Source organism: Pseudomonas oryzihabitans (assembly GCF_024652905.1).
Classification (GTDB): domain Bacteria; phylum Pseudomonadota; class Gammaproteobacteria; order Pseudomonadales; family Pseudomonadaceae; genus Chryseomonas; species Chryseomonas benzopyrenica.
This window is the reverse complement of the sequence record NZ_CP102428.1, coordinates 4,235,594-4,257,665: the sequence shown is the minus strand read 5'-3', so window position 1 is coordinate 4,257,665 and position 22,072 is coordinate 4,235,594. Positions and strand designations below refer to the sequence as shown.

The window sequence follows — 22,072 nt, the reverse complement described above, 5'->3', positions numbered from 1 at the left end:
ATGAGCGCCCTCCTGCCCCGTCTCGCCCTCGCCGCGCTGTTGCTGGCGGCCTGCGCTGTCCAGGCGGCGCCCAACGCGAGCAGCGTGAGGCTGCCCGATGGCGGGGTCTATACCGGCGAGATCGTCAGCGGCTTGCTCAACGGCAGCGGCCGCATCGAGTGGCCCAACGGCAACTGGCTCAAGGGTCGCTTCAAGGATGGCCTTGCCGAAGGCCCCGGCGAACAGCAATTCGCCGACGGTACCTACTACCAGGGCACCTTTCGCCGCGGTCTCTACCATGGCCAGGGCAATCTGATCAGCAGCAGCGGCTGGGAGTACCACGGCAGCTTCGTCAACGGTCGCATGCAGGGCCAGGGCTCCAAGCTCGACAGCGACGGCACCCAGACCATCGGCACCTTCAACGACGGCCACCTCAATGGCGTCGGCCAGTGGCAGGAGCCGGGTGGCGATCGCTATGACGGCGAATTCGTCGACGACCAGTTCGAAGGAGCCGGCGTCTATCGCAGCGCTGGTGGCGATCTCTGGCGCGGGCGCTTCAGTGGCGGCGAGCTGACCGGTAACGGCGAATTCGTCGGCAGCGACAGCAGCCAGTATCGCGGTGCCTTCCGCAACTGGAAGTTCGACGGTCAGGGTGTGCTCACCAACAGCGACGGCAGCGTCTATCGCGGCAACTTCGCCGATGGCGTCTATGCCGGCATGGGCGTCCTGACCGGCGCCGACGGCCAGATCGAACGCGGTCTCTGGGAGGGCGGCAAGCGCATCCGCGACGACCAGGGCCAGTACATCGCCGATCCCCTGGAGCGCGCCCTGCTCGACCAAGGCAAGGTGCTCGACCAGGAGCTGCAGCAGATCCCGGCCTCCACCTCCGCCACCGAACTCTATGGCCTGGTGCTGGCCGGTGACGGCGGTCAGGGCGTATTCCAGCGCGAAGCCAACTACGTGGCCAACTTCCTGACCACCACCTGGGGCGCGCGCGATGTCGTCCACCTGATCAACGCCAAGGACATCCGCAGCGACCATCCGCTGGCCACCCGCGAGAATCTCTACCAGAGCCTGCAGGCCCTGGCCCAGCGCACCGGTCCCGAAGACCTGATCCTCATCTACCTGACCAGCCACGGCTCGGCCGACCATCAGCTGGTGCTCTCCCAACCGGGCCTGGACCTCTCCAGCCTGCCGGCCGCGGAGCTGGGCCGCCTGCTCGCGCCCCTGCGCGGCCGCGACAAGCTGATCATCGTCTCCAGCTGCTACAGCGGCGGCTTCATCCCGCAATTGCAGGACGACCATACCCTGGTGATGACCGCCTCCAAGGCCGATCGCACCTCTTTCGGCTGCACCGACGAAGCCGACTTCACCTACTTCGGCCGTGCTCTGTTCGCCGAGGCCTTCCAGCACACCGACGATCCCGAGCAGGCCTTCCAGCGCGCTCGCGACACCGTGTCGGTGCGCGAGAAGACCGAAGGCTTCGATCCGTCCGAGCCCCAGCTCTGGGCGCCGCCTGCCGTGCTGCAGAAGTGGCGCGCCTGGCGTGCAAGCCGCTGAGTGCGGCTTTCGCCCAGGGCCTTGACGAACAACCGGAACGCCTGAGGTCCAACCTGACATCAGCGGTCGCCGCTACAAGGAGAGCCCCGTGTACCTGACGCCTCAGCATGCCCTCATCGCCGGCGCCACTGGCCTGACCGGCGAACACCTACTCGATCGCCTCCTCAACGAGCCGACGGTACCCCGGGTGCTGGCGCCGACGCGCCGTCCGCTGGCGGAACACGCCCGGCTGGATAATCCGGTGGGGGACCTCAACAGCCTGCTGCCGACCCTGAAGGGCCCGCTGGACGTGGCCTTCTGCTGCCTGGGCACCACCATGAAGCAGGCCGGTTCCGAAGCCGCCTTTCGCGCCGTGGACTACGGCCTGCCCCTGGCGGTGGGCCAGCGCGCCCTGGAACTGGGCGCTCGCCACTACATCGTGGTCAGCGCCATTGGCGCCGACTCGCAGTCCTCGATCTTCTACAACAAGGTCAAGGGCGAGCTGGAAGAGGCCCTGCGCGCCCAGGGCTGGACGCAACTGACCCTGGCACGGCCGTCACTGCTGATCGGCCAGCGCCAGGAAGAACGCCTGGGCGAGCGCCTGGCCGCCCCGCTGTCGCAGTGGCTGCCGGGCAAGTGGCACGGCATCGAAGCCGCCGTCCTGGCCCGGGCGCTGTGGCGCCTGGCCCTGGAAGAAGGCAAGGGCGTGCGAGTGGTTGAATCGGACGAGTTGCGCAAACTGGGGCGTTGAAGGCTTGGCCGCTATCGACCGTAGGTTGGGCTGAGAAGGCGCCATCGTCGAAGCCCAACATGCCGGTGCCGAGGCAAACACTGTTGGGCTTCGCGGCGCTCAACCCAACCTACGATAGCTTGTAGGAGCGGCCCATGGCCGCGATCCCCTCACTCATTCAGGCTTGTGTCGTTAGCCCTCGCTACCAGGCCTGGGTGCATCCTATCGTGGTCGTGGACCGCTCCTACGCCGGCTGCGCCAGCACCATCTGATCCACCTCCTGCACCAGCCAGTCGTGCAGGGCGCGCAGGCGCGGGTCAGCCAGGGCGCCCTGGGCATAGAGCAGCATGTACCTCTTGTGCGCCGGCACGGAACGACCGAAGGGCGGCACCACCAGCACACCGCGAGCCAGTTCGTCGGTGATCAGGGCGCGGCGGGCGATGGCCACGCCCATGCCGGCGATGGCCGCTTCGATGGTCAGGTGGTTGCGGTTGAAGGTATGGCCCCGCCGGACATCCAGCGCCGGGGCGCCGATGCTGGCCAGATAGAACTCCCATTCGGCGTATTCGTAGCTGCCGCGCCAGGCGGTGATGTCATGCAGCAGCGGATAGAACTCCAGGTCCTCCGGTCGCTCCAGTGGCGGGCGTCCCGCCAGCAGACTGGGGGCGCAGACTGGAAAGATCTCCTCCTCCATCAGCGGCGTCGAGGCCAGGCCCGGATAGCTGCCGTCGTTCAGGTCGATGGCCAGGTCGAATTCGCCCTCGCGCAGCGACCAGCTGCTGTCCTCGGCCACCAGGCGCAATTGCAGATCGGGAAAGCGGGCCTGTAGGCGCGGCAGCCGCGGGGTCAGCCATTTGCCCAGGAACGAGGGAATCGACCGGAGCCGCACCACGCCGCCGAACTGACCGGCGTTGAGACGGCGCAATTCGGCATCGATCAGGCCGTAGGCCTGATTCAGGGTGGTCGCCAGGCGCTGACCCTCGGCGGTCAGCTCCAGGCCACGCGCGACGCGATGGAACAGCTTGAAACCCAGCCGCTCTTCCAGCTGGCGCATCTGCTGGCTGATGGCGCCGGGCGTCACGTGCAGCTCTTCGGCGCAGCGCGTGAAGGACAGATGCCGAGCGGCGCAGGCGAAGACCTGTAACCAGGCCTGGGTTTGGGCATTGAGGATCCGGCTCATCGATGAGTTCCGCTAAAGGATCGCTTAGAAGCTTTCGTTTGTGCGAGCTGAGGGCTTATCACCACTATGAGCCATCCGCCGGCACCTTGTCTGGCCACCATTCAAGCTCAATCAGGGATTACCGACATGGCCATCAGCGTCTTCGACCTGTTCAAAATCGGCGTGGGTCCGTCCAGTTCCCATACCGTGGGCCCGATGCGGGCCGGTGCCCTATTCGCCCAGCGGCTGGTCGACGAAGGCCTGCTCGAACAGGTCAAGCGGGTCGAGGTGCGCCTCTATGGCTCGCTGTCGGCCACCGGTGTCGGCCATGGTACCGACCGCGCCACCCTGATCGGCCTGATGGGCGAGTGGCCGGATCGCGTCGATCCTGCCGCCGTGGAGCCACGCATCGAAGCGCTGCGCAATGAACGTCAGCTGCTGCTGGCCGGTCGCCAGGCGATCCACTTCGATTGGCAGGAAGACATGCTGCTGCTGGAAGAGAGCCTACCCTATCACCCCAATGCCATGACTCTGACCGCCTTTGGCGCCACCGGCGAGGTGGCCGAGGCGACCTACTACTCCATCGGCGGCGGCTTCGTGGTCGATGCCGCCCAGGCCGCCAGCGGGGTGCTGGACAACGACACCACCGAACTGCCCTATGACTTCTCCAGCGGCGCCGAACTGCTGCACCTGTGCCGCAGCCACGGCCTGGGCGTGGCCGAGCTGATGCTGGCCAACGAGAAGCGCTGGCGCTCCGAGGAAGAGATCCGCAGCGGCCTGCTGCGCATCTGGGACGTGATGCGCGAATGCGTCCAGAACGGCCTCGCCAACGAAGGCATCCTGCCCGGCGGCCTCAAGGTGCGTCGCCGCGCCGCCCGTCTGCACCAGAGCCTGCAGGCCATCGGCAAGCCCAACGTCATCGGCTCGACCCTCTCCGCCATGGAGTGGGTCAACCTCTTCGCCCTGGCGGTGAACGAGGAGAACGCCGCCGGCGGACGCATGGTCACCGCGCCCACCAACGGTGCGGCCGGGATCATCCCGGCGGTGCTGATGTACTACATGAAATTCAACCCCGACGCCTGCGACGACGACGTGGTGCGCTTCATGCTCGCCGCCGCCGCGGTCGGCATCCTGTGCAAGAAGAACGCCTCCATCTCCGGCGCCGAGGTCGGTTGCCAGGGCGAGGTGGGTTCGGCCTGCGCCATGGCCGCCGCGGGCCTGGCCGAGGTGCTGGGCGCCAGCCCCGCGCAACTGGAGAACGCCGCCGAGATCGGTCTGGAGCACAACCTCGGGCTGACCTGCGACCCGGTAGGAGGCCTGGTGCAGGTGCCCTGCATCGAGCGCAATGCCATCGCCGCGGTCAAGGCGATCAACGCCGCCCAGATGGCCCTGCGCGGTGACGGCGAGCACTTCATTTCGCTCGACCAGGTGATCCGCACCATGAAGGAAACCGGCGCGGACATGCACAGCAAGTACAAGGAAACCTCCCGCGGCGGCCTGGCCGTGACCTTCGTGGAGTGCTGAGTCAGCCTTGACGCAGGCGCGGTGGATTGTCGAGAGTCGGACTTTTCCCTCACAGGAACGCCCATGAGCCTCGACTCCGTCCGCCAGCACCTTGCCCGCATCGCGCCCGACCTCGAGATCCTCGAGGCCACCACCAGTACCGCAACCGTCACCCTGGCGGCAGCCGCCCATGGCGTGGAGCCCGGGCGCATCGCCAAGACCCTGGGCTTGAAAGTCGGGGATCAGCAGCTGCTGCTGGTGGCCCGCGGCGATGCGCGACTGGACAACCGCAAGCTCAAGGCCGCCTTTGGTGGCAAGGCCAAGCTGCTCGATGCCGCCACCGTGGAAGACCTTACCGGGCATCCGGTGGGCGGCGTCTGCCCGTTCGGGCTGACCACCCCGCTGCCGGTCTACTGCGACGAATCGCTCAAGGCCTTCGACGAGGTGCTACCCGCCGCGGGCGCCATCCACAGCGCCGTGCGCCTCACGCCCGAGCGGTTGGCCGCCCTCAGCGAAGCGCGCTGGGTGGATGTCTGCGAGGTGGGCGATCAGCGCAGCTGATCGTGCTTTTCGACGTCGCGCCGATCCTTGTTCAAGACGACGCAGGCGTAGTAGCCGCCGCCAAGCAGGATGAGTGCTAGCAGGCTGAAAAGAATCATGAAGATACCATCGTCCATGGCTGCCTCCGAGAGATGCCAGAAAGGGATGGATAAAGCTTAGGCCCCCGGACGCCAGCGTTACAGCAGCAGGTAGACATATGAAAAACCGGATCAGATGGCCGGTGCCTCGCTATAGTGACGGTCTCCCCTGCCCTGGCCTCGCATGAAGCGCTACGAACGATTCGCCGACCAGCTCGCCACCCTGATGAACAGCGGCGTCCTCGCCCCCGGCGAGCGCCTGCCGTCGGTGCGCAACGCCAGTCAGACCCACGGCATCAGCCCCTCCACGGTGTTCCAGGCCTATTACCTGCTGGAGAGTCGCGGCCTGATCGAGGCGCGCGAGCGATCCGGCTACTTCGTCCGCGAACCGGCTCGGGCGCGGGACGCGGCGCCCTTGCTGACCCCTCTGGAAGGCACCGAGGTGGCGGTGAGCGATCTGGTCTATTCGGTGCTGCAGTCACTGCAGGACCCGGACATCGTGCCCTTCGGCTCGGCCTTTCCCAGTCCCGATCTGTTTCCCCTGGCGCGGCTGGCCCGCAGCATGGCCCACGGCCTGCGCGACTTGCCCGCCCAGGACCTCACCGCCTACGTCACCCCCGGTCATCCCGAATTGCGGCGGCAGATCGCCCGGCGCTACGGCCTGGCCGGCATGCCCGAGGTCGGTGAAGAGCTGGTAATCACCCACGGTGCCCTGGAAGCCCTCAACCTGGGCCTGCAGAGCCTGACCCGTCCCGGCGATCTGGTGGCGGTGGAAAGCCCGGCCTTCTACGCCAGCCTGCAGGTATTGGAGCGGCTACAGCTCAAGGCGGTGGAGATTCCCGTCGACCCCGAGCGCGGCCTCAATCTGGATGCCCTGGAAGAGGCCCTGAGCCGCCTGCCGATCAAGGCCTGCTGGCTCATGAGCGGCCTGCAGAATCCCACCGGGGTCAGTCTCGACGACCGCGCCCAGCAGCGACTCTATGGCCTGCTGCAACGCCATCAGGTGCCGCTGCTGGAAGACGACGTCTATGCCGAGCTCTACAGCGGCAGCGAACCGCACCGCCCGGTCAAGCGCTTCGACCGTGACGGCCTGGTGCTGCACTGCGGCTCCTTTTCCAAGTGCCTGGCGCCCGGCTATCGCATCGGCTGGATCGCCGCCGGCCGTCAGGCCGGTGCCGTCGCCCGGCTGCGGCTGATGACCACCATCACCCCCTCGATGCCGGCCCAGGCCGCCCTGGCGGACTACCTGCAGCACGGCGGCTACGACCGCCATCTACGCCGCTTGCGGCTGAGTCTCGATCGGCAGCGCCAGGCCATGCTGGCCGCGGCGCGGCGCTACTTTCCCGCCGACACCCACGTCAGCCGGCCCCAGGGCGGTTACTTTCTCTGGTTCGAACTCCCCGAGCGGGTGGACAGTCTGGCGCTCTATCGCCAGGCCCTGGCCGAGGGCATCAGCCTGGCGCCGGGACCGATCTTTTCCGCGCAGCGGGGTTTTCGAAACTGCATCAGGCTCAATTGCGGTCATCCCTGGGACGCGCGCAGCGAGGCGGCCATGGCCAGGCTCGGGGAGTTGCTGGGCAAAAGCTGAATCTCCCATAGCGGGCAGAACCAGTAGACGGCACAATTTACTAATAGTAAGTTACCTTTGGTAAATTAACCTATGAGGTCATTCTTATGCATGCACTCATCGTCGTTGCTCACCCCCTGCAGGATTCCCTGACCCAAGCGGTCGCCGCTCAGCTCGCCCAGGGTATTGACGCTGCCAGTTCCACGGACTCATGGGAAATCGCCGATCTCATCAGCGAGGGCTTCGATCCACGCTTCAACAGAGAAGATCTCGCGCTATTTCGTGGAGACCATGATCCGGCCGCTGATATCGCCGCCGAACAGACCAGAGTGGCACGGGCAGATGCTCTGGTGCTGGTCTATCCCCTGTATTGGTGGTCCTTCCCGGCGGTGCTCAAAGGCTGGATCGACCGGGTCTTCAGCTACGGCTGGGCCTACGAAGACAAGGATGGCACCCTGGTGAAAAAGCTAGGCTGGCTACCCATTCATCTGGTCGCCTTGGGTGGCGCGGATCGCGGCACCCTCGACCGACACGGCTACGAGGTGGCCATGAAAACCCAGATCGATCACGGCATCTTCGGCTACTGCGGGGCTCCGGTGAAGACATCAACGCTGCTCCTGGCTTCCGACGACGGCTATCCCGAAGCCCATCTCCAGCGGGCCCGTTCCCTGGGGCAACATCTATTCGCCGCGCACCGTACCCAAGAGGCCCCACCTGAATGACATCCACCCCTGGCATCTCCCCGCGAAGACGCCTATCCCGTGAGGCCCGCACGCGCCAATTGCTGGATGCCGCGTGGCGACTGATCGCTGACGAGGGTACCGATGCGCTCACGCTGATCCACCTCAGCGAGGTGGCAGGGGTTACCAAGCCCTTGGTCTACGATCACTTCGGGAGTCGCAACGGCCTTCTGGCAGCCCTGTATGAGGATTACGATGCCCGCCAAACCGCGCTGTTCGATGCTGCCGTCGCCGCCTCCCAACCCAACCGAGAGGCCAAGGCGCGCGTCCTGGCCGCCAGCTATGTCGATTGCGTACTCACCCAGGGACGCGATATCGCCGAGGTCTTGGCCGCTCTGACCGGGTCCCCGGAATTGCTCGCGGTGAAACGTCGTTACCAGCTCGCCTTCATCGAAAAGTGCCTGGCCGTCCTGGCACCCTTCGCGGGATCCACGGGCTTATCGATCGCCAGCCTCTGGGGTTTCCTGGGCGCGGCCGAGGCGCTTTCCAACGCCGCGGTGGCCGGCGACATCACCGCCGAGCAAGCACGCGACGAACTCGAACTGAGCCTACTCGCGCTGCTTGCCCGTACGGATTGAAGCCTGGCCGTCAAAGCCCACCGCGCATGCTGCCCCGCCCACCGATAGCGGCCGGCAGGGACAGCGGCAGCAGCAGGGTATCGAGCAGGGCGCTGGCGGGCAGGTCCAGCGCCGGCCAGGCCGGCGCCTCGGCGCCAAAGCGCTCCTGGGCGCAGCAGCCGCCCTGCAGTGCATAGAGATCCAGCCGGGTACCGGCATAGACCACCGGCGCGCCGGGCTTGGCGGCGTCCAGGGTGCGCGCCGTGGCGCAGCCGCCGAGGACCAGCACGGCCATCAGCAGCAGGCCGAGACGCACGATTCTAGTCATCGTTGCCGGACAGGTGATGTTCGCCCCAGCGCGGCAGCATGTCCTGGGGGATGCCCAGGGTGTTGAGGATGCGTGCCACCACGAAGTCCACCAGGTCGTCGAGGGTCTGCGGCTGGTGATAGAAGCCCGGCGAGGCCGGCAGGATGGTCACCCCCAGGTTGGACAGTTTGAGCATATTCTCCAGATGGATGCTGGAGAACGGTGACTCACGCGGCACCAGCACCAGCTGACGGCGTTCCTTGAGGGCCACGTCGGCGGCGCGTTCGATGAGGTTGTTGCTGGCGCCGGTGGCGATGGCCGAGAGGGTGCCGGTGGAACAGGGGCAGACCACCATGGCCGCCGGGGCGCTGGAGCCGGACGCCGGCGGCGCCATCCAGTCGCTCTGGCCGAACACCCGTACCTGGCCGGGGGCCGCGCCGGTGTATTCGGTGAGAAAGGCCTGCATGGCCTGGGGCTTGGGTGGCAGCACCACGTCGGTCTCGGTGGCCATCACCAGTTGCGCAGCCTTGGAGATGAGGAAGTGCACCTCGCGCTCCTCCTGCACCAGGCAGTCCAGTAGGCGCAGGCCATACTGGGAGCCGGAGGCACCGGTCAGCGCCAGGGTGATGCGTTCCGGGCCGGCCATCATGCCTGCTCCAGGGCCGCGGCCAGCTTACCGTGAAGGCCGCCGAAACCACCGTTGCTCATGATCACCACATGGGTGGGTCCGTCCAGCTCGGCCTGGACCCGGGCGATGATGGCCTCCAGGGAGTCGCAGACCACCGCAGGCACCTGACAGGCGGCGGCGGTTCCGGCCAGGTCCCAACCCAGATTCGGCGGGGCGTACCAGACCACGCTGTCGGCACCGGTGACACTGTCTGGCAGACCGTCGCGGTGGGCGCCCAGCTTCATGGAATTGGAGCGCGGCTCGATGACAGCGATGATCCGCTCGCTGCCGACCCGGGCGCGCAGCCCCTGCAGGGTGGTGGCGATGGCGGTGGGATGGTGGGCGAAGTCGTCGTAGACGGTCACGCCGCGCACCTCGGCGACCTTCTCCATACGCCGCTTCACACTGCGGAACTCGCTCAGGGCGGCGACGCCCATGCTTGGCACCACCCCGACATGACGAGCCGCCGCCAGGGTGGCCAGGGCATTGGCCACGTTGTGCTGGCCGGTCAGCTCCCAGTTCACGGTGCCCTGGACCTCGCCGTCGAAGAGCACCTCGAAGCGCGAACCGTCCTCGGCCAGCAGACGGGCCTGCCATTGACCACCTGCGCCGGTGGTCTGCACCGGGGTCCAGCAACCCATTTCCAGCACCCGTGCCAGGGCCGTTTCGGCGGTGGGATGGATGACCAGGCCACTGCTGGGAATGGTCCGCACCAGATGATGGAACTGCCGCTCAATGGCTGCCAGATCCGGGAAGATGTCCGCGTGATCGTATTCCAGGTTGTTGAGGATGGTGGTCCGCGGCCGGTAGTGGACGAACTTGGATCTCTTGTCGAAGAAGGCGCTGTCATATTCATCGGCTTCCACCACGAAGAAGGGCGTGCCGCCCAGGCGCGCCGAGATGCCGAAATTCTGTGGCACCCCGCCGATGAGAAAGCCCGGGCTCATGCCGGCATGCTCCAGCACCCAGGCCAGCATGCTGGTGGTGGTGGTCTTGCCATGGGTCCCGGCGACCGCCAGCACCCAGCGGCCCTGCAAGACGTGCTCGGCCAACCACTGGGGACCGGAGACATAGGGCAGGCCCTTATCCAGCACGTATTCCACCGCCGGATTGCCGCGCGACAGGGCGTTGCCGATCACCACCAGGTCCGGGGCCGGATCGAGTTGGGCCGGATCGTAGCCCTGGGTCAGTTCGATGCCCTGGGCCTCCAGCTGGGTACTCATGGGCGGATAGACGTTGGCGTCGGAGCCGGTCACGCGATGGCCGGCTTCCTTGGCCAGCACCGCGAGCGACCCCATGAAGGTGCCGCAGATACCGAGGATGTGGATGTGCATGACAGGCGGGCTCCGCTGCAGATTGAACGGCGGCAAGGTTAGCACGGGGGGCCGCGCGGCCGGAGCGATGGCCGTCGCGGATACCTGGTTCAAGGACAGCAAACCGGCGACACCAGGGGCGCGGGCGTCAACCAGATCGGGCACGTCGCCACGTCCTGACAGTGAGACGACGTATCGCCGAGAACAGCGCTTATCTACCCTTTGGATTAATTATTCAAATTACTTTGCTTCCAATGATAAGACTGCCTGCCTAGGCTAGGGTCATTCCGTTTCAGGAGTCCTGCCATGTCTCTTGCCGATGCCCTGGCCCTGCGCCAGGGGTGCAAACCCTTCCGCCACCTCGACCGCCCGCTGGAGGTCATCCGCCAGTTCACCCCCCACTGGTTCGCCGTGACCATGGGCACCGGTATCCTGGCCCTCACCCTGGCGGCCTTTCCTCTGTCGCTGCCCGGACTGCACGCCCTCGCCGAAAGCCTCTGGCTGTTCAATGCCCTGCTGTTCAGCCTGTTCACCGGGCTCTATGCCGCCCGCTGGCTGCTGTTCTACCAGGAAGCCCGCGAGATCTTCGCCCACGCCACGGTTTCCATGTTCCTGGGCACCATCCCCATGGGCCTGGCGACCCTGATCAACGGCCTGTTGCTGTTCGGCCTGCCACGCTGGGGCGAGGCGGTGCTGCCCCTGGCGCTCGGCCTCTGGTGGCTGGATGCGGCCATGGCCCTGGCCTGCGGGGTGCTGATCCCCTACCTGATGTTTACCCGCCAGGCGCACCGCATCGACCAGATGACCGCCGTCTGGCTGCTGCCCGTGGTGGCCGCCGAGGTGGTCGCCGCCAGCGGCGGCCTGCTGGTGCCGCACCTGACGGCCAGCGAGCAATTCACGGTGCTCGTCGCCAGCTATGTGCTCTGGGCCTATTCAGTGCCCGTCGCCTTGAGCCTGCTGGTGATCCTGCTCTTGCGCCTGGCGCTGCACAAGCTGCCGCCGGCCAGCATGGCCGCGTCGAGCTGGCTGGCGTTGGGACCGATCGCCACCGGCGCCCTGGGCCTGCTGGTACTGGGCGCCGATGCACCGACAGTGTTTGCCGCCCATGGCCTGGCCGGAATTGGCGAGATCGCCCGGGGCCTGGGATTGCTGGGCGCGGTGCTGCTCTGGGGCCTCGGACTCTGGTGGCTGGCGCTGGCCGTGCTGGTGACCCAGCGCCAGGCCCGTGAGGGCATGCCCTTCAACCTGAGCTGGTGGGGCTTCACCTTTCCCCTGGGCGTCTATGCCCTGACCACCCTGCGCCTGGGGGAAGCCCTGGCGGCGCCCTTCTTTACCGGCCTGGGCACCGTGCTGGTGGTGCTTCTTGCACTGCTATGGACCCTGGTCGCCAGCCGCACCCTGGCCGGCGCCTACCAGGGCAGCCTGTTCGTCTCGCCTTGCATCGCTCATCTTTGCCAGAAGGCGGCGCGTTAGTCCTGCGGACGTTGCAGACCGTGTTGATGCAGCCAACGATAGAGGGTGTTGCGACTCACCCCCAGGCGCTTGGCGGCGCGAGTCATCTGCCAGTGGCAGTCGTCCAGCACCGCACGCAGTTCCTCGCGGGCGCTGTCGACCGGCGCCGCGCTGGACGGCAGCGGCAGCCGGGCGCCACGGCAGTCGGCGGGTAGCTCGTCCAGACCGATCTGGCCATCTTCGCTCAGGGCCACCAGGGTGCGCAGCACGGTGCGCAACTGACGGACGTTGCCAGGCCAGGGCTGGGCGAGCAGGCAGGCACGGGCTGCCGGATCGAGGCGAATGGGCTCGCCGCGGGCCTCCTCGGCCAGCAGCAGATCGAGCAGTTCGCCGCGGTCACTGCGCTCGCGCAGCGCCGGCAGGGTCACCACCAGGCCGCGCAGGCGATAGTAGAGGTCTTCGCGAAAACTGCCGGCCGCCACCAGGGCCTCCAGATCACGGTGACTGGCGCTGATCAGGCGCAGGTCCAGAGCGCGAGGCGCGCCGCCACCGAGGGGCACCACCTGGCGCTCTTCCAGCACCCTTAACAGACGGGTCTGCAAGGCCAGGGGCATGTCGCCGATCTCGTCGAGAAAGAGGATGCCGCCATCGGCCTGCTGCAACTTGCCGGCCATGCCTTCCTTGCGCGCCCCGGTGAAGCTGCCGCCGCGATAGCCGAACAGCTCGCTCTCGATCAGCGTCTCCGGGATGGCCGCGCAATTGAGGGCGACGAAGGCCTGACCGGAGCGACTGCTGGCGCGGTGCAGAGCGCTGGCGAAGGCTTCCTTGCCGGTGCCGGTCTCGCCATGCAGCAGCACCGGCACGTCGCGCTCCAGGACCTTGAGCGCCCGGGTGAAATCCCGCGCCAGGGCCGGATCGGCCAGGCAGATACCGCTGGGCACGGGCGTCTTGGGCACCGCTACCGGGGTGACCGGGCGCACCTGCGGGCCGCGCACCAGGCCGTGGAAGCCCTGCCCCTGGCGACCACGCAGTGCCCAGCAGGCGCTGGGGTGCGGGCGGGCGCGCTCCAACAGGTCGTCCAGCCGTAGCTCGAACAGGGCCTCCATCCGCTGCCCCAACACCGCACTGCGCGCCAGGCCAAGCAGCATCAGCGCGGTTTCGTTGGCGGCCTGGACGCGCCCCTCGTCATCAAAGGCCAGCAGGCCCTCGCTGAGCAGGCCGACATAGGCCGCCTGGGCATGGAAGCGCAGCAGGTAACCCTCGGCGTAGCGGTCGAGGAAATAGCAGCTCTCGATCAGCTTGGCCGAGAGATTGACCAGCGCCATGGTGTGGAACTGGCCCTGGCGCGAGGCTTCCTGGCGGGCGCTGGAGACATCCAGCACCGCCAGCAGCTCGCCGGCCGGATCGAAGACCGGACTGGCCGAGCAGGTCAGCTGGGTATGGCGACTGCGAAAGTGTTCGTCGCGATGGATGGTCAGCGCCTGGCGCTCCACCACGCAGGTGCCGATGCCGTTGGTGCCTTCACAGGCTTCGCTCCAGTCGGCGCCCAGCCACAGTCCGGCCTGCTGGAAGGTCTCGCGCTCGGCGTCGGCGGTCACGCAATCGAGGATCAGCCCGCGGGCATCGGTGAGCAGCACGGCATGGCCGGCGCCGCCCAGTTGCTGGTGCAGGGAATTCATCTGGCCGCGGGCGATCTGCAAGACCCGTTGCTGGCGCTGGCGGTGCTCGTCGAAGCGGGCGCGCTCCAGCACCCAGGGCGCTACGCGCGCGGCCGGGTCGAGCTGGTGTTCGTCGAGACAGCGCCGCCAGGAGCGGGCGATGGCCGGATCGCTGGCCGGGCCGTCAGGGACAGCGCCGCGGGCGAGTTCGAGCACCTGGCTGGCATGACGATCGGACGGGGTGGCGGCCATTGTCGTTGTCCTCCGCGGGGGCGTCTGCGCGGCCACCAGCATAGACCAAATCGGTCGGACTGCGCACGCTGTCACCCCCAGGTGACAGGCTGTCACGCCAAGGGGTGACACCTCTGTCACAGTGACAGGTGACGGCACTCCCTGGAAAAGTCCACAAGGCCGCATCCACGCGGGTTCGCCCGACTTGGCCCGCGCCTTGCTCAGGATCGGAGCGCCGCTTCATACAAGAACAAACAGGAGACCCACCATGCGCTACGCAGCTCCCGGCACCCAAGACGCCTTGCTGACCCTGCAGGCCCGCTACGGCAACTACATCGGCGGCGAATTCGTCGCCCCGGTGAAAGGCCAGTACTTCACCAACACCTCCCCGGTAAACGGCTCGGTGATCGGTGAATTCCCCCGCTCCGACGCCGCCGACATCGAGCGCGCCCTGGACGCCGCCCACGCCGCCGCCGATGCCTGGGGCCGCACCTCGGTGCAGGACCGCTCGCTGATCCTGCTCAAGATCGCCGACCGCATCGAACAGAATCTGGAAAAACTGGCCGTCGCCGAGACCTGGGACAACGGCAAGGCGGTGCGCGAGACGCTCAACGCCGACGTGCCCCTGGCCGCCGATCACTTCCGCTACTTCGCCGGCTGCATCCGCGCCCAGGAAGGCAGCGCCGCCGAGATCAACGACAACACCGCCAGCTATCACTTCCACGAGCCATTGGGCGTGGTCGGCCAGATCATCCCCTGGAACTTCCCGCTGCTGATGGCCGCCTGGAAGCTGGCCCCGGCGCTGGCCGCCGGCAACTGCGTGGTGCTCAAGCCCGCCGAGCAGACGCCGCTGTCCATCACCCTGTTCGCCGAGATCGTCGGCGACCTGCTGCCGCCCGGCGTGCTCAACGTGGTGCAGGGCTATGGCAAGGAGGCCGGCGAGGCGCTGGCCACCAGCACCCGCATCGCCAAGATCGCCTTTACCGGCTCCACCCCGGTGGGCTCGCACATCCTTTCCTGCGCGGCCAAGAACATCATTCCCAGTACAGTGGAGCTGGGTGGCAAGTCGCCCAACATCTATTTTGAAGACATCATGCAGGCCGAGCCGAGCTTCATCGAGAAGGCCGCCGAAGGTCTGGTACTGGGCTTCTTTAACCAGGGCGAGGTCTGCACCTGCCCGTCCCGCGCCCTGGTGCAGGAATCCATCTACGCCCCCTTCATGGAAGCGGTGATGAAGAAGATCGCCCAGATCAAGCGTGGCGATCCGCTGGATACCGAGACCATGGTCGGCGCCCAGGCTTCCCAGCAGCAATTCGAGAAGATCGTCTCCTACCTAGAGATCGCCCGTGAGGAAGGCGCCGAATTTCTCACCGGCGGCAACGTCGAGAAGCTGCAGGGCGACCTGGCCAGCGGCTATTACATCCAGCCGACCCTGCTCAAGGGTCACAACAAGATGCGCGTCTTCCAGGAAGAGATCTTCGGTCCGGTGATCGGCGTCACCACCTTCAAGGACGAAGCCGAGGCCCTGGCCATCGCCAACGACACCGAGTTCGGACTCGGCGCCGGCGTCTGGACCCGCGACATCAATCGCGCCTACCGCATGGGCCGCGGCATCAAGGCCGGTCGCGTCTGGACCAACTGCTACCACCTCTACCCCGCCCACGCTGCCTTCGGCGGCTACAAGAAATCCGGCGTCGGCCGTGAAACCCACAAGATGATGCTCGACCACTACCAGCAGACCAAGAATCTGCTGGTCAGCTACGACATCAATCCGCTGGGCTTCTTTTAGGTGCCGAATCACGGGCTGGTGCGCTAGACCCAAACAAGGCGGAAATAGCCAAGGAAGCGCAGTTTACTCAGCGTAAATGAGCATTCCGAGGCTATTTCCAACGCAGTTTGGCCGAAGCGCGGCAGTTCGTGATCGGTGCCGACGCCTGGATGGCGCGCCTCAGCAGGAAGTAGGGACGCGCCTCCCGCCTGACCTGGATCAACACCCGCTCCCCGTGGGTGGCCGACGCTAGACGCACCGGCCGCCCGCGGTGGACAGGTGCGTCCCGGCGCAGGCCCCGTCTGGCTTCATCCACGCATCATGCATCCATGAGGGACTCGTCATGCCTAAAACAATGAAAGCCGCTGTCGTCACCGCCTTTGGCAAACCCCTGGAATTCCGCGAAGTCGAGGTGCCTACCCCGGGCGCCGGCCAGGTACTGGTCAAGATCGCCGCCAGTGGCGTCTGCCACACCGATCTGCATGCCGCCCAGGGCGACTGGCCGGTCAAGCCCAATCCGCCCTTCATCCCCGGTCACGAAGGCGTCGGCCATGTGGTGGCGGTGGGCGCCGGGGTCACCCACGTCAAGGAGGGCGACCGAGTCGGGGTGCCCTGGCTGTATTCCACCTGCGGCCATTGCGAGCATTGCCTGGGCGGCTGGGAAACGCTCTGCGAATCCCAGCAGAACACCGGCTACTCGGTGAATGGCGGCTTCGCCGAATACACCCTGGCCGATGCCGGCTACGTCGGCCGGCTGCCGGATAACGTCGGCTTCGTCGAGATCGCGCCCATCCTCTGCGCCGGGGTCACCGTCTACAAGGGCCTGAAGATGACCGACACCAAGCCGGGCAACTGGGTGGTGATCTCCGGCATCGGCGGGCTGGGCCACATGGCGGTGCAGTACGCCCGGGCCATGGGCCTGAACGTGGCGGCGGTGGATGTGGACGACCGGAAGCTCGACCTCGCCCGCCGGCTGGGCGCCGAGGTCACGGTCAACGCCCGCGAGCAGGATCCGGCGGCCTACCTGAAGCAGGAGATCGGCGGTGCCCACGGCGCTCTGGTCACGGCGGTTTCGCCCAAGGCCTTCGAACAGGCCATCGGCATGACCCGTCGCGGTGGCACCATCGCCCTCAACGGCCTGCCGCCGGGTGACTTCCCGCTGTCGATCTTCGACATGGTGCTCAACGGCACCACGGTGCGTGGCTCCATCGTCGGCACCCGCCTGGACCTGCAGGAGGCGCTGGACTTTGCCGGCGAAGGCAAGGTCAAGGCCACGGTGAGCGCCGAGCCGCTGGAGAACATCAACGACATCTTCGCCCGCATGCATGAAGGCGGCATCGAGGGTCGGGTGGTGATCGACATGGCGCTGGGCTGAGAACCAGCGCGCCACTCCCGCGTCGGCCCCGGCGCGGGAGTGAACCTTTCGCCTACCCTGACCTCTGAGCGGCTGGCGTTTTTTCCCGGCGCCGATCTCGACCAGGCCACAAACGCTGGCCCCGGCTGCCCTTATAATCGCCGCCGGACCCTCGCAACTACGGTAGGCACGCCCCATGGAATTCAACCCGATCGATCTGATCCTGCACCTCGACGTCTATCTCAGCGGGTTGGTAGCCCAGTACGGCACCTGGATCTACGTCATTCTCTTCGCCGTGATCTTCTGCGAGACGGGTCTGGTGGTCATGCCCTTCCTGCCCGGCGACTCCCTGCTGTTCATCGCCGGCGCTCTTTCCGCCCTCGGCGACATGGACCCCTATCTGCTCGCCGGCCTGCTGATGTTCGCCGCTGTGGCGGGCGACAGCACCAACTACCTGATCGGCCGCTTCGCCGGCGACAAGCTGTTCAGCAACCCCCATTCCAAGATCTTCCGCCGCGACTACCTGCTGCGCACCCAGGCCTTCTACGAGCACCACGGCGGCAAGACCATCACCCTGGCGCGCTTCCTGCCCATCATCCGTACCTTCGCCCCCTTCGTCGCCGGGGTCGGGCGCATGCACTACCCCTACTTTCTCGGCTACAGCGTGCTCGGCTCGCTGCTCTGGGTCGGCGGTCTGGTGAGTCTGGGCTACTTCTTCGGCAACGTGCCCTTCATCAAGCAGAATCTCACCCTGATGGTGCTGGCCATCATCGGCATCTCCCTGCTGCCGATGATCCTCGGCCTGATCAAGAGCCGGCGCGCCGCAGTCCAGAGCGGAGTCTGAGCCCTTGGGCTTCTGGCGCGCCTGGCGCGAGCGGCGCCTGCTGGAGCGGGTCGCCATCGCCGATGAACTCTGGGCGCGCCTGCGTCAGCGCCTGCCGCTCCTCGATGGCCTGAGTGCCGCCGAGGACACCTGGCTCCGCGAGCACTGCGTGCTGTTTCTCGCCGAGAAGCGCCTCACCCTGCTCCAGGGTCTTGAACTGGACGACGGCGACCGCCTGCTGCTGGCCGCCCAGGCCCTGCTGCCGCTGCTGCACCTGCCGGAAGCGGCGCTCTATCCCAATGTCCGCGAGATCGTCGTCTACCCGGACGCCTTCGTCAGTCCGCAGCGCCATCGCGACGAAGGTGGCCTGGAACACGAGTGGGACGAGGAACGCGACGGCGAAGCCTGGGATCGCGGCCAGGTGGTGCTGGCCTGGCCCGGCATCCAGGCCAGTGGTGGCTGGGAGGCCTACAACCTGGTCATCCACGAATTCGCCCACCTCCTCGACCTGCTCGCCGGCGGTCTGTGCAACGGCCAGCCGCCACTGCACGAAGGCATGCCCCAGGCCGCCTGGACCGGCGCCCTGCAAGGCGCCTATGACGACCTCAATCGCCAGCTCGACGCCGATCCGGATGCGCAGACTGTCCTCGACCCCTATGCGGCAGAAAGCCCCGAGGAATTCTTCGCTGTCGCCTGCGAGTATTTCTTCAGCGCGCCCGACCTGCTCAGCGAGCACTATCCAGCGGTGTACGAGCAGCTGCAGCAGCTGTTCCGCCAGGATCCGCGCCAGCGTCTCGCCGCCAGCCTGGCGAGCGTGCCACAGCCGACACCCCCGGGGTCCGAGGCTCGAACCCCGATCTGAAAGCGCCTATACTCCCGGCCACTTTTCCCAACCGACCAGAGGGACCCGTTCATGAGCTACAGCAAGATTCCCGCCGGCAAAGACCTGCCGAACGACATCTACGTCGCCATCGAGATTCCGGCCAACCACGCGCCGATCAAATACGAGATCGACAAGGACAGCGACGCCCTCTTCGTCGACCGTTTCATGGCCACCCCCATGTTCTACCCGGCCAACTACGGCTACATCCCCAACACCCTGGCCGACGATGGCGACCCCCTGGACGTGCTGGTCGTGACTCCCTACCCGGTCGCTCCCGGCGCCGTGATCCGCGCCCGTCCGGTCGGCGTGCTGCACATGACCGACGAAGCCGGCGGTGACGCCAAGCTGATCGCCGTCCCCCACGACAAGCTGAGCGTCCTGTACAAGGACGTGAAGGAATACACCGACCTGCCGGCCCTGCTGCTGGAGCAGATCAAGCACTTCTTTGAGAACTACAAGGATCTGGAGAAGGGCAAGTGGGTCAAGGTCGAAGGCTGGGGCGACGCCGACGCCGCCCGCGCCGAGATCACCAAGGCCGTGGCCGCCTACAAGGGCTGATCCACGCCGCTGTCGAAAAGCCCGGTTCGCCGGGCTTTTTTGTGCCCGCTCGCCACGTGGCCGACGGCATCCATTGCCGCTGCAGAAAAGGTTATCGCGCTAGCGTTGGTCGGAGCAAAGATAGCGCTCATCCGAATTAACGATAACAGTTATCATAACCGAATAGGATCGCTTCCCACTCGTAATCCTGTCGTCCTGGCAGCGACTTCGAGCCCCCGGCCGTCAATACAGGATTCGCTCGTCATGGCTCGCTCGTGCTTTGTCTTCCCGTTCTCGCCCCTCGCCCTGGCCATCGCCGCCCTGAGCGTCGTCACCGGCGCGCCCGCCCTGGCGCAAACCAACGGCGACACCGTGCAACTGGACTCCACCACGGTGACTGCCACCGAGGCGCCCAAGGACGCTCCGCCGCCCGCCTACACCGGTGGCCAGGTGGCGACCGGGGGCAAGCTGGGCGTGCTGGGCAATCAGGACAACATGAGCGTGCCCTTCAGCGTCACCAGCTACACCGCCAAGCTGATCCAGGACCAGCAGGCCCAGACCATCGGCGAGGTGCTGAGCAACGACGCCTCGGTGCGCCAGTACAGCGGCTATGCCAACCAGTCGCAGAACTTCGTTATCCGCGGCTACAAGCTGACCGGCGATGACATCTCCTTCAACAACCTCTATGGCGTCATGCCGCGGCAGATCATCGCCACCGAAGCCCTGGAGCGGGTCGAGGTATTCAAGGGTCCCAACGCCTTCATCAATGGCGTGACACCTACCGGCTCCGGCATCGGCGGCGCGGTCAACCTGCAGCCCAAGCGCGCCCAGGACACCCCGACCCGCAGCTATACCGTCGACTACACCAGCGACGGCCGCCTCGGCCAGCATCTCGACCTCGGCCAGCGCTTCGGTGCGGACAACCGCTTCGGCGCCCGGATCAATCTGATGCAGCGCGAGGGCGATACCGCCATCGATGACGAGAGCCAGAGATCCAAGCTGTTCGTCGCCGGACTGGATTACCGGGGCGACCGCTTTCGCCTCTCCACCGACTTCGGCTACCAGAAGCAGGTGGTCAACGGCGGACGCGACAGCCTGCTGCTCGGCAGCCGCCTGACCCGCCTGCCCCATGCCCCCTCGTCCGATACCAACTACAACGCGCCCTGGACCCGTACCCAGCTGGAAGACACCTTCGGCATGGTGCGCGGCGAGTACGACCTGAGTGACCGCTGGACCGCCTACCTCGCCATGGGCGGCAAGCACACCCGGGAGAACGGGACCTACGGCAGCGCCACCCTGAATGATGAGGCGGGCAATCTCACCATCGGCGGGTCGAAGATCCCCCACGATGACGACTCCCGCACCGTCATGACCGGCCTGAATGGCAGCCTGCAGACCGGCCCCGTCAGCCACCAGATCGCCCTGGGCGCGTCCAGTATCTGGACGGAGCAGAAGAACGCCTACGACTTCGCCTTCCCTGCGGGCGCGAGCAATCTGGACCACCCAGTAGCTGTTGCCTATCCGCGATTCGGTCAATTCATAGGGGGGGATCTGCACGATCCGAGCACCACCGGCAAGACCACCAACCAGAGCCTCGCGCTGTCCGACACTTTGGGCTTCTTCGATGATCGCCTGTTGACCACGTTGGGCGTTCGTCGCCAATCCTTACTGGTCGAAGGCTATGCCTATGGCGACGGCCCCCGTAACTCCAAGTACGACCAATCCATCACCACCCCGATCTATGGCGTCGTCTACAAGCTGACTGACGAGGTCTCGCTGTACGCCAACCGCATCGAGGGCCTGGCGCAAGGGCCGACCGCGCCTACCCGGAATGGCAGCACCCCGCTGCTGAACGCCGGCCAGGTGTTTTCGCCGGCGCGCTCCAAGCAGACCGAGGCCGGTATCAAGTACGACCAGGGTACCTTCGGAGCAACCCTGGGTGTTTACCGCATCGAACAACCAGCGGACGGCTACTCCCAAGGCAATCGCTACATTCGCGACGGTGAACAGGAAAACCGTGGCCTCGAGCTGAACGTCTTCGGCGAACCCCTGCTGGGACTGCGTCTGCTGGCGGGCGCCACCTTCATGGACACCGAGCTCAAGGGCACCCAGAACGGCAGCAACGACGGCAATCGTGCCATCGGCGTACCGCGCTTCCAGTACAACCTCGGCGCCGACTGGGATGTACCAGGCCTTGCAGGGGTGGCGCTCAACGGCCGCCTGCTGCGCACCGGCGGCCAATACGCCGATGCGGCCAACAACCTGAGCATTCCGGCCTGGACCCGCGTCGACCTTGGTGCGCGTTATCGCTTCAAAGTCGAGCAAAAAGACGTTACCCTGCGCGCCAACGTCGAGAACGTGGCCAACAAGGCCTATTGGGAATCCGCCTTTGGCGGTTACCTGACCCAGGGCGATCCGCGCACCCTCAAGGTGTCCGCCACCCTGGACTTCTGATCGACAGGCGTTCTGGCCCACCGCCAGCCGCCACGCGCCGCCTCAGCAGCGCATCCTTCATCTGCCCGGCAAGGGCAACCCGGGCGGGCCGGGCTCACCAAAAATCAGCTCAACCCGCCCTCGAAAGCCGGCCACAAGCCGGCTTTTTTGCGTCTGCCGTTCGAGTAGCTCATAACCAGGCGCAGCGGAGCGACGACCGGTACGGATGCAAGC

At 66.4% G+C, this 22,072-nt stretch carries 20 protein-coding genes; 14 read left to right on the top strand and 6 right to left on the bottom strand.

Annotation, left to right across the window (positions count from 1 at the left end; all coding sequences use genetic code 11):
- Positions 1-1,539 carry a C13 family peptidase gene (locus NRG74_RS19770; protein WP_173147243.1) on the top strand — a complete coding sequence of 513 codons (1,539 nt, stop codon included), beginning with the start codon at positions 1-3 and terminating at the stop codon, positions 1,537-1,539.
- 88 nt (positions 1,540-1,627) lie between these two features.
- Positions 1,628-2,269: an oxidoreductase gene (locus NRG74_RS19765; protein WP_257705102.1), complete on the top strand. Its 642-nt coding sequence runs from the start codon at positions 1,628-1,630 to the stop codon at positions 2,267-2,269.
- A 223-nt stretch (positions 2,270-2,492) separates the two neighbouring features.
- Here the strand turns inward: NRG74_RS19765 and NRG74_RS19760 are convergent, their stop codons facing one another.
- A complete protein-coding gene (locus NRG74_RS19760; RefSeq protein ID WP_017642882.1) occupies positions 2,493-3,428 on the bottom strand; it encodes a LysR substrate-binding domain-containing protein in 936 nt (311 codons plus the stop codon).
- A gap of 126 nt (positions 3,429-3,554) precedes the next feature.
- Between NRG74_RS19760 and NRG74_RS19755 the strand changes: the two genes are divergently transcribed.
- Positions 3,555-4,931 carry an L-serine ammonia-lyase gene (locus NRG74_RS19755; protein ID WP_257705101.1) on the top strand — a complete coding sequence of 459 codons (1,377 nt, stop codon included), beginning with the start codon at positions 3,555-3,557 and terminating at the stop codon, positions 4,929-4,931.
- 63 nt (positions 4,932-4,994) lie between these two features.
- On the top strand, positions 4,995-5,471 hold the full coding sequence (locus NRG74_RS19750; protein ID WP_160921956.1) for a YbaK/EbsC family protein: 477 nt from the start codon (positions 4,995-4,997) through the stop codon (positions 5,469-5,471).
- Here NRG74_RS19750 and NRG74_RS19745 read toward each other — a convergent pair.
- Positions 5,459-5,587 (bottom strand): hypothetical protein, encoded by a 129-nt coding sequence (locus tag NRG74_RS19745; protein ID WP_017642879.1) that lies wholly within the window; start codon positions 5,585-5,587, stop codon positions 5,459-5,461. The genes NRG74_RS19750 and NRG74_RS19745 overlap by 13 nt on opposite strands.
- A gap of 145 nt (positions 5,588-5,732) precedes the next feature.
- On the opposite strand from NRG74_RS19745, the gene NRG74_RS19740 reads away from it, so the two are divergent.
- The 3 genes from NRG74_RS19740 (at position 5,733) to NRG74_RS19730 (ending at position 8,433) form a co-directional block, all read left to right on the top strand.
- Positions 5,733-7,136, top strand: coding sequence for a PLP-dependent aminotransferase family protein (locus NRG74_RS19740; RefSeq protein ID WP_257705100.1), 1,404 nt, complete (start codon positions 5,733-5,735; stop codon positions 7,134-7,136).
- An 86-nt stretch (positions 7,137-7,222) separates the two neighbouring features.
- A complete protein-coding gene (locus NRG74_RS19735) occupies positions 7,223-7,837 on the top strand; it encodes an NAD(P)H-dependent oxidoreductase (protein ID WP_257705099.1) in 615 nt (204 codons plus the stop codon).
- Positions 7,834-8,433, top strand: a complete 600-nt coding sequence (locus tag NRG74_RS19730) for a TetR/AcrR family transcriptional regulator (RefSeq protein ID WP_257705098.1) — start codon at positions 7,834-7,836, stop codon at positions 8,431-8,433. The genes NRG74_RS19735 and NRG74_RS19730 overlap by 4 nt, the downstream gene beginning before the upstream one ends.
- 10 nt (positions 8,434-8,443) lie before the next feature.
- Here NRG74_RS19730 and NRG74_RS19725 read toward each other — a convergent pair whose 3' ends face one another.
- The 3 genes from NRG74_RS19725 to mpl are packed head-to-tail and all read right to left on the bottom strand — an operon-like array spanning position 8,444 to position 10,720.
- Entirely contained in the window at positions 8,444-8,740 is a 297-nt protein-coding gene (locus tag NRG74_RS19725) for a YceK/YidQ family lipoprotein (protein ID WP_437181160.1), read from the bottom strand.
- Complete coding sequence (gene ubiX / locus NRG74_RS19720; protein WP_026084064.1) at positions 8,733-9,365, bottom strand: flavin prenyltransferase UbiX; 633 nt, start codon at positions 9,363-9,365, stop codon at positions 8,733-8,735. Before ubiX ends, NRG74_RS19725 begins: the two co-directional genes overlap by 8 nt.
- Entirely contained in the window at positions 9,365-10,720 is a 1,356-nt protein-coding gene (mpl, locus tag NRG74_RS19715) for a UDP-N-acetylmuramate:L-alanyl-gamma-D-glutamyl-meso-diaminopimelate ligase (RefSeq protein ID WP_257705097.1), read from the bottom strand. Before mpl ends, ubiX begins: the two co-directional genes overlap by 1 nt.
- A gap of 285 nt (positions 10,721-11,005) precedes the next feature.
- On the opposite strand from mpl, the gene NRG74_RS19710 reads away from it, so the two are divergent.
- Positions 11,006-12,172 carry a C4-dicarboxylate ABC transporter gene (locus NRG74_RS19710; RefSeq protein WP_257705096.1) on the top strand — a complete coding sequence of 389 codons (1,167 nt, stop codon included), beginning with the start codon at positions 11,006-11,008 and terminating at the stop codon, positions 12,170-12,172.
- On the opposite strand, the gene NRG74_RS19705 is transcribed toward NRG74_RS19710, so the two are convergent.
- Complete coding sequence (locus tag NRG74_RS19705) at positions 12,169-14,061, bottom strand: sigma-54-dependent Fis family transcriptional regulator (RefSeq protein ID WP_257705095.1); 1,893 nt, start codon at positions 14,059-14,061, stop codon at positions 12,169-12,171. The two genes, NRG74_RS19710 and NRG74_RS19705, sit on opposite strands and share 4 nt — an antisense overlap.
- A 247-nt stretch (positions 14,062-14,308) precedes the next feature.
- Between NRG74_RS19705 and exaC the strand changes: the two genes are divergently transcribed.
- The 6 genes from exaC to NRG74_RS19675 all read left to right on the top strand — a co-directional run bounded on the left by exaC (position 14,309) and on the right by NRG74_RS19675 (position 21,859).
- A complete protein-coding gene (gene exaC, locus NRG74_RS19700; RefSeq protein WP_184289988.1) occupies positions 14,309-15,829 on the top strand; it encodes an acetaldehyde dehydrogenase ExaC in 1,521 nt (506 codons plus the stop codon).
- A gap of 322 nt (positions 15,830-16,151) precedes the next feature.
- Positions 16,152-17,183: an alcohol dehydrogenase AdhP gene (gene adhP, locus NRG74_RS19695; RefSeq protein WP_026084062.1), complete on the top strand. Its 1,032-nt coding sequence runs from the start codon at positions 16,152-16,154 to the stop codon at positions 17,181-17,183.
- A gap of 175 nt (positions 17,184-17,358) precedes the next feature.
- Complete coding sequence (locus NRG74_RS19690) at positions 17,359-18,006, top strand: DedA family protein (RefSeq protein WP_160921964.1); 648 nt, start codon at positions 17,359-17,361, stop codon at positions 18,004-18,006.
- A 4-nt stretch (positions 18,007-18,010) separates the two neighbouring features.
- Positions 18,011-18,847: a zinc-dependent peptidase gene (locus NRG74_RS19685; RefSeq protein ID WP_160921965.1), complete on the top strand. Its 837-nt coding sequence runs from the start codon at positions 18,011-18,013 to the stop codon at positions 18,845-18,847.
- 51 nt (positions 18,848-18,898) lie between these two features.
- Entirely contained in the window at positions 18,899-19,426 is a 528-nt protein-coding gene (gene ppa / locus NRG74_RS19680; RefSeq protein ID WP_007161198.1) for an inorganic diphosphatase, read from the top strand.
- A 243-nt stretch (positions 19,427-19,669) separates the two neighbouring features.
- Positions 19,670-21,859 carry a TonB-dependent receptor gene (locus NRG74_RS19675; RefSeq protein ID WP_156522296.1) on the top strand — a complete coding sequence of 730 codons (2,190 nt, stop codon included), beginning with the start codon at positions 19,670-19,672 and terminating at the stop codon, positions 21,857-21,859.
- The last annotated feature ends 213 nt before the right edge of the window (positions 21,860-22,072 follow it).

Coding starts and splice junctions, on each gene's coding strand:
- NRG74_RS19760 (WP_017642882.1), bottom strand. CDS start 3,428: ATGAGCCGGATCCTCAATGCCCAAACCCAGGCCTGGTTACAGGTCTTC.
- NRG74_RS19740 (WP_257705100.1), top strand. CDS start 5,733: ATGAAGCGCTACGAACGATTCGCCGACCAGCTCGCCACCCTGATGAAC.
- NRG74_RS19710 (WP_257705096.1), top strand. CDS start 11,006: ATGTCTCTTGCCGATGCCCTGGCCCTGCGCCAGGGGTGCAAACCCTTC.
- NRG74_RS19690 (WP_160921964.1), top strand. CDS start 17,359: ATGGAATTCAACCCGATCGATCTGATCCTGCACCTCGACGTCTATCTC.
- NRG74_RS19730 (WP_257705098.1), top strand. CDS start 7,834: ATGACATCCACCCCTGGCATCTCCCCGCGAAGACGCCTATCCCGTGAG.
- NRG74_RS19755 (WP_257705101.1), top strand. CDS start 3,555: ATGGCCATCAGCGTCTTCGACCTGTTCAAAATCGGCGTGGGTCCGTCC.
- mpl (WP_257705097.1), bottom strand. CDS start 10,720: ATGCACATCCACATCCTCGGTATCTGCGGCACCTTCATGGGGTCGCTC.
- ppa (WP_007161198.1), top strand. CDS start 18,899: ATGAGCTACAGCAAGATTCCCGCCGGCAAAGACCTGCCGAACGACATC.
- NRG74_RS19675 (WP_156522296.1), top strand. CDS start 19,670: ATGGCTCGCTCGTGCTTTGTCTTCCCGTTCTCGCCCCTCGCCCTGGCC.
- exaC (WP_184289988.1), top strand. CDS start 14,309: ATGCGCTACGCAGCTCCCGGCACCCAAGACGCCTTGCTGACCCTGCAG.
- NRG74_RS19750 (WP_160921956.1), top strand. CDS start 4,995: ATGAGCCTCGACTCCGTCCGCCAGCACCTTGCCCGCATCGCGCCCGAC.
- NRG74_RS19770 (WP_173147243.1), top strand. CDS start 1: ATGAGCGCCCTCCTGCCCCGTCTCGCCCTCGCCGCGCTGTTGCTGGCG.
- NRG74_RS19705 (WP_257705095.1), bottom strand. CDS start 14,061: ATGGCCGCCACCCCGTCCGATCGTCATGCCAGCCAGGTGCTCGAACTC.
- NRG74_RS19745 (WP_017642879.1), bottom strand. CDS start 5,587: ATGGACGATGGTATCTTCATGATTCTTTTCAGCCTGCTAGCACTCATC.
- NRG74_RS19735 (WP_257705099.1), top strand. CDS start 7,223: ATGCATGCACTCATCGTCGTTGCTCACCCCCTGCAGGATTCCCTGACC.
- NRG74_RS19725 (WP_437181160.1), bottom strand. CDS start 8,740: ATGACTAGAATCGTGCGTCTCGGCCTGCTGCTGATGGCCGTGCTGGTC.
- adhP (WP_026084062.1), top strand. CDS start 16,152: ATGCCTAAAACAATGAAAGCCGCTGTCGTCACCGCCTTTGGCAAACCC.
- ubiX (WP_026084064.1), bottom strand. CDS start 9,365: ATGGCCGGCCCGGAACGCATCACCCTGGCGCTGACCGGTGCCTCCGGC.